Origin of the sequence: Halalkalibacter nanhaiisediminis (assembly GCF_007830185.1) — a bacterium.
Taxonomy (GTDB): Bacteria; Bacillota; Bacilli; order Bacillales; family Bacillaceae_D; genus Halalkalibacter; species Halalkalibacter nanhaiisediminis.
Genome location: NZ_VLKZ01000006.1, coordinates 238,357 through 248,328 on the forward strand (window position 1 = coordinate 238,357; position 9,972 = coordinate 248,328).

The window sequence follows — 9,972 nt, forward strand, 5'->3', positions numbered from 1 at the left end:
CTTTTCTTATTGTTTTTTATAAAAAGGTGTAGCAACAACTTGAGCTTTTAAGCGTTTTTTACGAATTTGCACGCTAACCTCTGTTCCGATCTTCGTATAAGCTAGGTCGACAACGGCTAACCCGATATTTTTCTTTAATGAGGGTGACTGAGTACCCGTTGTGACAATTCCTACTTGTTTATCGTCTACAAATACTTCATATCCAGTTCTCGGTATACCTTTCTCTAACATTTCAATCCCCACAAGCTTTCTTGATAACCCTTGTTCTTTTTGTCGCTTTAATGCTTCTTTCCCAATAAAGTCAGCTTCTTTTCCTAGCTTGACAGCAAAACCAATTCCCGCTTCTAATGGCGAAATATCTTTCGTTAATTCCTGACCATATAACGGTAATCGTGCTTCAAATCGAAGCGTGTCACGTGCACCAAGCCCACATGGAAGCATCCCGTCACTTTTACCAGCTTTCAACAGATTCTTCCATAATGTCTGTGCATCACTTGCTTCACAATAAAGTTCAAAGCCATCCTCTCCCGTATAACCCGTTCTTGAGACAAGTGAGTGAACACCAGCGACCTCAACGTTTTCAGCAAAATGGAAAAAGCGAATAGATGATAAGTCAAATAATGTTTTCTTCTGTAAAATTTGTTCTGCTAATGGTCCTTGTATTGCTATTTGAGCAATACTGTGCGATATATTTACAATTGTTACTCCATCCATTAGATGCTGCTGCATCCACGCAACATCTTTTTCGATATTTGATGCATTAATAACGAGTAAGTAATCATTTTCAGCTTTTCGGTAAACCAATAAATCATCAACTGTGCCACCATCTTCATAACACATCACTGTATATTGCGCCTGCCCATCCACAAGTTTGGCTACATCATTCGTTAAGAGCTTTTGTAAATATGCAAGAGCGTTTGACCCACGTACCTCAACCTCTCCCATATGAGACACATCGAACAGTCCAGCTTTCGTTCTCACCGCTTCATGTTCTTCCTTAATACTCGAAAATTGAACAGGAAGATCCCAACCACCAAAATCAACTGTTTTTGCTCCGCTTTTTTCATACTGTTCAAATAAAGGTGTTCTCTTTAAGTCCGACATTTCGCTCCTCCTTTTTCGAAACATTAAGAATTTAAACAATAAAAATTTTTTCAGTTAATGAAAATAAAAAAAGGACAGGGTTATACACGCTATGTGTATAACCCTGTCCTTTAACCAGAAAGTTTCCTACATTCGAATAGACGAATATAGTGTCTTCGTGGGTGGCTCGCTCGTGAGCACTCTCCAGAGCTGCGTCAAATAAGAGTCTTTTTGCCTGAGAGATTCGCTTTTAATAACACATTATCATAAGCTTGCTCCTTCGGCGTTGTATCACTACAATCTCTCCCCTTATTCTCATCCGCGAATCATTGAATTTATGTATACTTTCAACATGATTTCAAACAACTAGTGCATACTAAATTTAACATTCATTTCATTAAATCAGTTAGGTATTTCTATTATCACCTTATCAAGATACCTCCTGTGACGCAACTATTTATTTTAAATTCAGACAATAAAATGACAAACTAACTTTTTCATTCGGATATTAATGGATCGACAGAATTGGAAAGGTAGGAGGAAATTATGATTAATATACACTTTGATCACGAGTGGAGAGACGTATTTCTTGAAAGATTAGAGCAAGATGGACCTTGGTCTAGCTGGGAGCTATTCAAGCTTGCTTATGAAGCAGAAGAGCATCAAGTCATTCCAGAGTTTCATGGGCTGCTAGCTCCTAAACATCTTCCGCAATTGAAACCTTTTCCTCACCAAATGGAAGTTGCAACTACTGTTATTGAGCAAATGAACGGAAAGGCCATACTAGCAGATGAGGTTGGTTTAGGGAAAACGATTGAGGCAGGTCTTATTTTAAAAGAATACATGATACGTGGACTTGTTAAAAAGGCTCTTATTCTTGTCCCAGCTTCCCTTGTTTCTCAATGGGCCAGTGAGCTAAATACGAAATTCCACCTTCCAGCTGTTGCACAAAAAAAAGCGTATGTATGGGAGCAATTCGATGTGGTTGTTGCCTCAATCGACACGGCTAAAAGACAACCACATCGTGACATTGTATTAGCCCAACCATATGACCTTGTCATTATTGATGAAGCACATAAGCTTAAAAATCCCAAAACAAAGAACTACGAGTTTATTCGTCATCTCAAAAAGAAATTTTGTCTCTTGCTAACAGCAACACCTGTCCAAAACAAATTAGAAGAAATCTTTAATTTAGTTTCACTATTAAAACCTGGGCATTTAGGCGATATCACATCCTTTGAACAAGAGTATCGCTCTTCTAAACGTTCACCAAAAAATGAAGAGAAACTAAAAGAGCTTGTGAATAAAGTGATGGTTAGAAATCGTCGTGAGGATACAGGAATTAAATGGACAAAACGAGTTGTAGAAACAGTGCCTATCACCTTCAGTGAAGGCGAACGAGCTTTTTATAATGAAATTGAACAACTAGGCGAGGATTCTAATCACTTTGCTCTTCTTACCTTAAAGAGAGAGCTTTGCAGTAGTCGCGAAGCCGCATTTATGACATTGAAAAACATGATTGAACGTGCTCATAAAGAAGGCAGGTCCTTGCCTAGAGTGGAAGCATTACTTACCAAAATAGGAGAAGTTGAAGGTCATGCGAAAGCAGAAAAAGCACTTGAACTCATACAGCGGATTCAAGATAAGGTAATTATTTTTACAGAGTACCGAGCAACCCAGCTCTATTTGCAGTGGTACTTGAAACAAAACGGTATTTCATCTGTCCCTTTCCGGGGAGGTTTTAAACGTGGGAAAAAAGATTGGATGCGTCAGCTGTTCCAAAATCAAGCTCAAGTATTAATTGCCACAGAAGCAGGTGGAGAAGGTATTAATTTGCAATTTTGTAATCATATTATTAATTATGATTTGCCATGGAATCCAATGAGAATTGAACAACGAATTGGACGGATTCATCGACTTGGTCAGCAAAAGGATGTTTATATCTATAACTTTGCCGTCACTGATACAGTCGAGCAGCATATTCTCACATTGCTTTATGAAAAAATTCATCTGTTTGAAGCCGTAGTTGGACAGCTTGATGACATTCTTACAAACATGGCTCTTCCATCCATTGAAGAGCACGTTCAAGATATTTTATTACAATCAGACTCAGAAGGAGAAATGCGAATAAAATTTGATCACCTTGCAGCAATTATGAATGAAACGAAAGAACAAGTCACAGAAAAAAAGGATGAATTAAGCGGTGCAACAGCATCAAGTTCATGATTTTTTAGCTCGTTATTTCGAAGCAAATGATAGTCCAGTGTTTGAAAGGAACAAAGGGTATTTAACTATTCAACTCTCTATTGAGCTGGACAAATTGTTAATGAATCGACCTTTTTACTGGCATTACTTAGAGAAAACTGGGGGAATACCTCAACCAATGAGAGTGACTTTTGTAACCGATCAAACACAAGTACCTGACACTGTGAAAGGAGAGCCCATTCATTTTGGTTCCCCTCGTCTTAGACAATTATTTGCATCAACACGTACACTTGGAGGATATATTCGACTATACGAGCAAGTAGAGGCATTAGGCCAGAGATCGATTCCCCTACAACCTTGGCTTTGCTTAAATGCCAAAGTTTCTTTTCAATGTGATCGAAAAAAAGACGTGCTCCTGTCACTTGGGCTAAACCTCATTCATGGTCAAATTGTTCCGCAATTTTATGATAAACTGATTCAAAAAAAGATGACACCAAGAATACCCGATTATTGTTTTACGTTATCTCCATTAATTACGGCAAGCAGTGGATTTAATAGGATTCAGAAAATGATTCAAACCTATGCTGAAAACGAGGATGATTCATGGGCTTTGGCAGCACTAGAGCGAATGAATGCCGACTTAACTTTATTAGAAAGATTCTATGAAGATCAAGAAGAGAAGCCAGAAAGCTATCATCTTGAGAAGCAAGCGTTAAAAGAGCAATATGAGCCCCATATACATGTATCCGTTATTAACGGAGGAATGTTTTACCTTAAACAACAGGTGTTCTAATTAAAAAAAGAGACTAACTCATTTGAGAGTCGGTCTCTTTTTTTTAAATCCTCATGCATTTTCTTAATGACCAGTTGGTGCGCCTCCACCAGTTGTAATAATTGAAATAATCGTTGCAATAGAAAATGCACCGAATACAACAAATGAAAGAGCTGCAAATCCAACTGCGATAAAGTTCTTTTTACGAAGCTCACGAACGATCGCAACTGCACATAAAACTGCAACAAGTAAAAGTGTAATGGATAAGAACATACTAACTCCGCCTCCTTATGTAAAAACTCAGTACCCAGCTTGACAGTCCAATTATAATGCTATATGAGAACGTTGTCATCCACTAAGTTTGACAAAGCTGGTACAATTTATTCTCATTATTTATGTTGGACAATTTGCTTTTATTTTACTCTCTTTTTATTCATTTGTCGAGAAAGTTCTTGTATTGTATGATAGAGCTATTAAACTTTAGCTTGGAGGGGATATTATGAAATGGAGACAAATTCCACTAGGTCCATTACAAACGAACTGCTACGTCATTGAAAATGATGAAAAAGAAGCCATTATCTTTGATCCAGGTGGAGACGGAGAAGCGTTCGTCCAATGGCTCAACAATCAAGGACTTAAACCTTTAGCCATTCTTTTAACCCATGCTCACTTTGATCATATTGGTGCAGTGGATCATGTACGCGATGCCTTTTCATGTCCAGTTTATCTCCATGAGAATGAACAGGGTTGGCTCATGGATCCGATAAAGAATAGGTCTACAAATTTCATGGGAGAAGAACAAGCTATTACAGTTAAAAAGGCTGACCACATTATTCATGAAGAAAGGCTATTAACAATCGGTTCATTTATATTTACCATATTTGAAACACCTGGTCACTCACCTGGAAGTGTATCTTTTTATCTTGAGAAAGAAGCGATTGTTTTTTCAGGAGATGCTCTGTTTGCTCAAAGTATTGGTCGTACTGATTTACCTGGTGGCAACCAACAGCAGCTACTTGAAAGTATTCACGAAAAACTTCTAGAGTTGCCAGAAGAAACCGTAGTAGCCTGCGGTCATGGTCCAACTACAACCATTGGACAAGAAATGGACGGTAATCCGTTTCTATCAGGATTTTAAAAGAGTCTAGCTATATGCTAGGCTTTTTTAGATGATAAAAAACGTAAAAGAGACCAACTCAGGTGAGTCAGTCTCTTTAGTGACGTGCCTATGTACCGCGACGTTTAATGACCACCGAAGCTTGGTACTAACAAGAAAGTTGAATAATACGTGAAGCCTACAAAGAAGATCGTTAAATAGGCGCCAAAGATGTACACGTACACGCGCTCAGATAAGTTTAGGAAGCTTAGTGCTAATAATGCACCTGTTTGCGCAAAGAATAGCAAAGCCAAGTTAAACATATCACCAACAAAGAATAATACAGCGAAAATACCTGTCCAAAAAGCTAATACACGATACATACGATCCATTTGGTTTCCCCTCCTTCTTGTACAAGTTACCACCTTCTACTGGCAGTAATTGCTTAGGATATCAAATGATTAGTACAGCCTTATTATATACGACTGCTACTTTACTTGTAAATGCTTGAACAGTGGCAAATCTGTGTCACCATTTACAATTACAGTTTAATAAGCTCAATTTACTTACCATATTAGGATCATTCTACTTTTATATTATGATCTCCAAAAAAGAAATAAAAATTCCTTAATATGATCATACATAAAAAATTAAACCAAACCATTCTCAGATTGATTCTTAAATACGAAAAACCTATCGCTAATTCCCTTCAATATATTCTCTCATTCCATTATAGTATAACCAAGAAATCAAATAAACAGAAAAATTAAGGAGATGCCCACTATATCGACATCTCCTCTTTTCCTATTGATTATGTTTTCGTGAGATGCGCTTTCTCCAAAACAAGGATAATCCTAATGGAATCAATCCAAAAGCTTGAAACTGAAAAGGCAACCGCTCTTGCTTACGCTGAGCTTTTTTGGCTTGTTTCATTTTTTTAGGCTCATCCATTTTTAGTACAACTTGTTGCGTCACAAACTTAACATAGTCATTAAATGACACCTTCATCACCTCTGCCAGTTCTAGCAACTAGTATGTCCGTTATATGAAAATTTAAGCAACCTTTTGATGGATTTAGATTATATTACATTTTGTAATGGATCCATCAAAGTGACAAAATTAGAAATTTCCCAGTATTGTTCAACTGAAGCATTCTCCCAGTGGTAAGAGTAACCAGCTATCCGTTCATGTCCTGTCGCTAACCTAGCTCTCATAAAAATATTACTTATCCCTCCTTCCTCATCATAATCCCTTATCTCTACTGTGACCGTCCCAGGCTCATATGAAAAGACATAACTTTCATTGACATTCGGTTCTACGTTGGATTTTTGAAAATCTAAAATTGCCACTTGGAGAAGGGATTCAAGTTGTAACATTCGTTCTTGTTCATAAATAAAATGTTTTTCAGTCAAATATGCACCTACTTGATAAAGAATAACCGTGCAAAGAAGAAGACAAATTATTGTTGTTAATGGATAAATAAAACCTTTTTGATTCAAGCTATCCCTCCTCCCTCGTTAGTGGTGGATAGGGATTAAACATTGACCTTGACCATTTCTTTCCATTTAACAATTCAACTTCGCAGAAAACCATTTGACCACTTAATTGACAATGAAAAGAATGAACATTTTCTAAAAGTAACACATGCCCTGCCCCGTTAAGCGTTCGTCTTACTTGGTTTGATGGTGTCAACTCAATTAAATAATGTCCTCTACTACCTTTATCTATCAAAAGCATATTCACTCCTGTCTCCACGGTTTGAGCTTCTCTTACATCACGTGAAAGATGATTAAAAAAAAGCGAGACATCTCGCGAAAAATCATGTTCCAATTCATGTCCAGAACCGATCGTTTTCACAAGCGAAGGTAATAATAACATAATAAGGAGAGAAATTGACAGAGCTAAAAGCATTTCAATTAACGTAAACCCACGTTCATTTGAGCGCCAATAAACAGTATTCATACTCCCTCCCATTTACTCCTACCCATTTCGAACAAAAGCGCATTAGACCTTGTCTAACTTCTTCTGTTGTTACAGAAATATCATTGTTAATAAAAACTGACTTAGGGCTATTAGTCATATATCGTTGGGTTTCTTCTTCTAGGCGATTAAGCACCTTAGCTTCCTCTTGTATCGTCAGACGTTCTTGATAAATAACGATAAGTATAGGTAATATACTAGCAGAAACCATTATCAACATACCTAAAGCAAATATAACTTCTAACAGGGTAAAGCCATTACAATTTCTTATATGAAATCATTCCTTTCCCAAGATAAATTGTGTATCTATATCGAATATCATCAATACGTAAAATAAACGAGCCAGAGTGAGTGGGATGACCATTTGCAAGAAAAGAAATAGAGGATATGCTAAGAGTATTTGGTTCAATTGACATTCCATTCTCTAAATATGTTCGTTTTAAATAAACCTCAGAAAAAGAGAAGCGGATTGCATATTCTTGCAATTGATTATCCACTCTTACATAAGTTTGACGACCAGTTGACATGGCTAACTGTTGTGCTAGAAGTAAATCCTCTTTTAGTTGTTTTGCCATTAAATCTGCTTGATGTGTTGTAGATGCTAAATTAGGTAAGGTGATAATGGGTAATAGGAGTAGGATAGATAAAATGGAGAGTGTTACGAGTAATTCAATTAAGGTAAAACCTTTTTCTGATTCAATCATAAACCTATTTTACTTAATTTAGGAGGTTCACTAACGGTTCCTCCGTTAAAATTAGGAACAGCACCGTTTGGACATTCAATACTTTCAACATAACCGTTATCTTTAAGAACACTAAGCGAGGTTAATTTTTCCTTAGTTTCAATCTCATATGCATGAACTTGTGCTTGTAAAAGTTTAACAGTGGCATCACAGCCCTTATTTGCCGCAACCTCATTATTTTTTGTCATATTTGGAATCGCGATTAAAAGCAATACAGAAATAATCATAAGCACCACGAGCATTTCAATTAATGTAAATCCTTTTTCGGCTCGTATAATTTTTTTCAATTTCATCACCTCAACAAAGATTGATTTTACTTAAAAGAGAAGAAAGTAACTAGAGTAGGGGAAGGGGATCAAAGCATAATATGGGGGTTGATCAAAGGTGGGTGCACAGACAACGTTATTTCAACTATATCGCCTCCTTAAAATTTCTTACGTTTGTCGTTCTTTGTTATAATTAGACAGAGTTTTAAAAAATCCTTCTTTATTTTTTATTTTTTTGAAAGGTTGCAATTAAAATGAAAAATTTATTGTTACTAATTATTAAAACGTATCAAACATTCATTTCTCCGTTAAAGCCACCAACTTGTCGGTTTTATCCGACATGCTCACATTATGGAATCCAAGCCATTCAGCGATTCGGAGCAATAAAAGGATCGTGGCTGACAGTGAAACGAATCAGTAAATGTCATCCGTTTCATCCAGGGGGTATTGATGAAGTCCCGTTAAAAGAGACAAAAAAGAAAAGACTCTGAACTTTGTGTTCGGAGTCTCTTCTTTATCTAATTATATCACCGAAATGCGGGTGGAGGGACTTGAACCCCCACGTCATAAGACACTAGATCCTAAGTCTAGCGCGTCTGCCAATTCCGCCACACCCGCAAGTATAAAAATGGTGAGCCATGAAGGACTCGAACCTTCGACCCTCTGATTAAAAGTCAGATGCTCTACCAACTGAGCTAATGGCTCTTGCTTCATTTAACACTCTCTATAAATGGTGACCCGTACGGGATTCGAACCCGTGTTACCGCCGTGAAAGGGCGGTGTCTTAACCGCTTGACCAACGGGCCATACAAAACTAATAAAAACAAACTATGGCGGAGAAGGAGGGATTTGAACCCTCGCGCCGCGTAAACGACCTACACCCTTAGCAGGGGCGCCCCTTCAGCCACTTGGGTACTTCTCCATGGCTCCACAGGTAGGACTCGAACCTACGACCGATCGGTTAACAGCCGATAGCTCTACCACTGAGCTACTGTGGAATGGTGGGCCTGAGTGGACTCGAACCACCGACCTCACGCTTATCAGGCGTGCGCTCTAACCAGCTGAGCTACAGGCCCACAGTAACAGAAAGCGGGTGATGAGAATCGAACTCACGACATCAGCTTGGAAGGCTGAGGTTTTACCACTAAACTACACCCGCATAAATATGGTGCGCCCTGAGAGATTCGAACTCCCGACCTTTTGATTCGTAGTCAAACACTCTATCCAGCTGAGCTAAGGGCGCATATTTTATTATACAAAAGCGGAAGACGAGATTCGAACTCGCGACCCCCACCTTGGCAAGGTGGTGTTCTACCACTGAACTACTTCCGCAAAATGGCTGGGCTAGCTGGATTCGAACCAACGCATGACGGAATCAAAATCCGTTGCCTTACCGCTTGGCGATAGCCCAAAATTCAAAAATGGTGGAGGGGGACGGATTCGAACCGCCGAACCCTGAGGGAGCGGATTTACAGTCCGCCGCGTTTAGCCTCTTCGCTACCCCTCCAATAATCATTCGAAATATATAATGGCGGTCCGGACGGGACTCGAACCCGCGACCTCCTGCGTGACAGGCAGGCATTCTAACCAACTGAACTACCGGACCAATTTTGGTTGCGGGGGACGGATTTGAACCGCCGACCTTCGGGTTATGAGCCCGACGAGCTGCCAGACTGCTCCACCCCGCGTCGTTAAAAGAAATCATCATTTCATATTTATATTAGTTTAATATGGAGGAGGAAGAGGGATTCGAACCCCCGCGCGGTTTGACCCGCCTGTCGGTTTTCAAGACCGATCCCTTCAGCCAGACTTGGGTATTCCTCCGTA

At 38.7% G+C, this 9,972-nt stretch carries 13 protein-coding genes, 14 tRNA genes and 1 riboswitch; of the genes, 4 read left to right on the plus strand and 23 right to left on the minus strand.

The features are described 5' to 3' along the window. Window positions 1-6: 6 nt before the first annotated feature. On the minus strand, window positions 7-1,104 hold the full coding sequence (gene gcvT / locus IQ10_RS12425; RefSeq protein WP_144450832.1) for a glycine cleavage system aminomethyltransferase GcvT: 1,098 nt from the start codon (window positions 1,102-1,104) through the stop codon (window positions 7-9). Window positions 1,105-1,296: 192 nt separating this feature from the next. Continuing rightward, window positions 1,297-1,402, minus strand: a riboswitch (glycine riboswitch). Between the two features lie 224 nt (window positions 1,403-1,626). On the opposite strand from gcvT, the gene IQ10_RS12430 reads away from it, so the two are divergent. Together IQ10_RS12430 and IQ10_RS12435 are read left to right on the plus strand one after the other, a co-directional pair. Further along, a complete protein-coding gene (locus tag IQ10_RS12430) occupies window positions 1,627-3,309 on the plus strand; it encodes a DEAD/DEAH box helicase (protein WP_144450833.1) in 1,683 nt (560 codons plus the stop codon). Then, window positions 3,287-4,081: a YqhG family protein gene (locus IQ10_RS12435; RefSeq protein WP_144450834.1), complete on the plus strand. Its 795-nt coding sequence runs from the start codon at window positions 3,287-3,289 to the stop codon at window positions 4,079-4,081. The genes IQ10_RS12430 and IQ10_RS12435 overlap by 23 nt, the downstream gene beginning before the upstream one ends. Window positions 4,082-4,144: 63 nt before the next feature. Here IQ10_RS12435 and IQ10_RS12440 read toward each other — a convergent pair whose 3' ends face one another. Then, window positions 4,145-4,333 carry a DUF2759 family protein gene (locus tag IQ10_RS12440; protein WP_144450835.1) on the minus strand — a complete coding sequence of 63 codons (189 nt, stop codon included), beginning with the start codon at window positions 4,331-4,333 and terminating at the stop codon, window positions 4,145-4,147. A 226-nt stretch (window positions 4,334-4,559) separates the two neighbouring features. On the opposite strand from IQ10_RS12440, the gene IQ10_RS12445 reads away from it, so the two are divergent. Then, the gene (locus IQ10_RS12445; protein ID WP_144450836.1) at window positions 4,560-5,198 is read left to right on the plus strand and encodes an MBL fold metallo-hydrolase; all 639 of its coding nucleotides are present in this window, start codon (window positions 4,560-4,562) and stop codon (window positions 5,196-5,198) included. Window positions 5,199-5,302: 104 nt separating this feature from the next. On the opposite strand, the gene IQ10_RS12450 is transcribed toward IQ10_RS12445, so the two are convergent. The 7 genes from IQ10_RS12450 to comGC form a co-directional block, all read right to left on the minus strand. After that, entirely contained in the window at window positions 5,303-5,548 is a 246-nt protein-coding gene (locus IQ10_RS12450; protein WP_144450837.1) for a DUF2626 domain-containing protein, read from the minus strand. 412 nt (window positions 5,549-5,960) lie between these two features. After that, window positions 5,961-6,158, minus strand: coding sequence for a YqzE family protein (locus IQ10_RS12455; RefSeq protein ID WP_144450838.1), 198 nt, complete (start codon window positions 6,156-6,158; stop codon window positions 5,961-5,963). Between the two features lie 77 nt (window positions 6,159-6,235). Continuing rightward, a complete protein-coding gene (gene comGG, locus IQ10_RS12460) occupies window positions 6,236-6,655 on the minus strand; it encodes a competence type IV pilus minor pilin ComGG (RefSeq protein WP_144450839.1) in 420 nt (139 codons plus the stop codon). 1 nt (window position 6,656) lies between these two features. After that, entirely contained in the window at window positions 6,657-7,118 is a 462-nt protein-coding gene (locus tag IQ10_RS12465; RefSeq protein WP_158640039.1) for a ComGF family competence protein, read from the minus strand. Then, window positions 7,090-7,347, minus strand: a complete 258-nt coding sequence (locus IQ10_RS18050; protein WP_158640040.1) for a hypothetical protein — start codon at window positions 7,345-7,347, stop codon at window positions 7,090-7,092. The genes IQ10_RS12465 and IQ10_RS18050 overlap by 29 nt, the downstream gene beginning before the upstream one ends. A 46-nt stretch (window positions 7,348-7,393) precedes the next feature. Beyond that, window positions 7,394-7,840 carry a competence type IV pilus minor pilin ComGD gene (gene comGD / locus IQ10_RS18580; RefSeq protein ID WP_144450841.1) on the minus strand — a complete coding sequence of 149 codons (447 nt, stop codon included), beginning with the start codon at window positions 7,838-7,840 and terminating at the stop codon, window positions 7,394-7,396. Then, a complete protein-coding gene (comGC, locus tag IQ10_RS12475; protein ID WP_144450842.1) occupies window positions 7,837-8,172 on the minus strand; it encodes a competence type IV pilus major pilin ComGC in 336 nt (111 codons plus the stop codon). The genes comGD and comGC overlap by 4 nt, the downstream gene beginning before the upstream one ends. A gap of 227 nt (window positions 8,173-8,399) precedes the next feature. Here comGC and yidD point away from each other — a divergent pair, with 227 nt between their 5' ends. Next, window positions 8,400-8,636, plus strand: coding sequence for a membrane protein insertion efficiency factor YidD (yidD, locus tag IQ10_RS12480; RefSeq protein ID WP_144450843.1), 237 nt, complete (start codon window positions 8,400-8,402; stop codon window positions 8,634-8,636). Between the two features lie 45 nt (window positions 8,637-8,681). Here yidD and IQ10_RS12485 read toward each other — a convergent pair. The 14 genes from IQ10_RS12485 to IQ10_RS12550 form a co-directional block, all read right to left on the minus strand. Next, a tRNA-Leu gene (locus IQ10_RS12485) sits at window positions 8,682-8,763 on the minus strand. An 11-nt stretch (window positions 8,764-8,774) separates the two neighbouring features. Next, window positions 8,775-8,850 (minus strand) — tRNA-Lys (locus IQ10_RS12490). 26 nt (window positions 8,851-8,876) lie between these two features. Beyond that, window positions 8,877-8,951: transfer RNA gene (locus tag IQ10_RS12495), tRNA-Glu, on the minus strand. A gap of 25 nt (window positions 8,952-8,976) precedes the next feature. Next, window positions 8,977-9,067, minus strand: a tRNA-Ser gene (locus IQ10_RS12500). A gap of 1 nt (window position 9,068) precedes the next feature. After that, window positions 9,069-9,143 (minus strand) — tRNA-Asn (locus IQ10_RS12505). A 1-nt stretch (window position 9,144) separates the two neighbouring features. Then, window positions 9,145-9,221 (minus strand) — tRNA-Ile (locus IQ10_RS12510). Between the two features lie 12 nt (window positions 9,222-9,233). After that, window positions 9,234-9,304, minus strand: a tRNA-Gly gene (locus tag IQ10_RS12515). A 7-nt stretch (window positions 9,305-9,311) separates the two neighbouring features. Next, window positions 9,312-9,388: transfer RNA gene (locus tag IQ10_RS12520), tRNA-Arg, on the minus strand. 17 nt (window positions 9,389-9,405) lie between these two features. Beyond that, window positions 9,406-9,477: transfer RNA gene (locus tag IQ10_RS12525), tRNA-Gly, on the minus strand. Window positions 9,478-9,481: 4 nt separating this feature from the next. Then, a tRNA-Gln gene (locus tag IQ10_RS12530) sits at window positions 9,482-9,556 on the minus strand. An 11-nt stretch (window positions 9,557-9,567) separates the two neighbouring features. Then, window positions 9,568-9,652: transfer RNA gene (locus IQ10_RS12535), tRNA-Tyr, on the minus strand. A 22-nt stretch (window positions 9,653-9,674) separates the two neighbouring features. Continuing rightward, window positions 9,675-9,751: transfer RNA gene (locus IQ10_RS12540), tRNA-Asp, on the minus strand. A 5-nt stretch (window positions 9,752-9,756) separates the two neighbouring features. Further along, a tRNA-Met gene (locus IQ10_RS12545) sits at window positions 9,757-9,833 on the minus strand. Window positions 9,834-9,876: 43 nt separating this feature from the next. After that, window positions 9,877-9,969 (minus strand) — tRNA-Ser (locus IQ10_RS12550). Window positions 9,970-9,972: the final 3 nt, after the last annotated feature.

Coding starts and splice junctions, on each gene's coding strand:
- gcvT (WP_144450832.1), bottom strand. CDS start 1,104: ATGTCGGACTTAAAGAGAACACCTTTATTTGAACAGTATGAAAAAAGC.
- IQ10_RS12440 (WP_144450835.1), bottom strand. CDS start 4,333: ATGTTCTTATCCATTACACTTTTACTTGTTGCAGTTTTATGTGCAGTT.
- IQ10_RS12445 (WP_144450836.1), top strand. CDS start 4,560: ATGAAATGGAGACAAATTCCACTAGGTCCATTACAAACGAACTGCTAC.
- IQ10_RS12450 (WP_144450837.1), bottom strand. CDS start 5,548: ATGGATCGTATGTATCGTGTATTAGCTTTTTGGACAGGTATTTTCGCT.
- IQ10_RS12465 (WP_158640039.1), bottom strand. CDS start 7,118: ATGAATACTGTTTATTGGCGCTCAAATGAACGTGGGTTTACGTTAATT.
- IQ10_RS18050 (WP_158640040.1), bottom strand. CDS start 7,347: ATGGTTTCTGCTAGTATATTACCTATACTTATCGTTATTTATCAAGAA.
- comGD (WP_144450841.1), bottom strand. CDS start 7,840: ATGATTGAATCAGAAAAAGGTTTTACCTTAATTGAATTACTCGTAACA.
- comGC (WP_144450842.1), bottom strand. CDS start 8,172: ATGAAATTGAAAAAAATTATACGAGCCGAAAAAGGATTTACATTAATT.
- yidD (WP_144450843.1), top strand. CDS start 8,400: ATGAAAAATTTATTGTTACTAATTATTAAAACGTATCAAACATTCATT.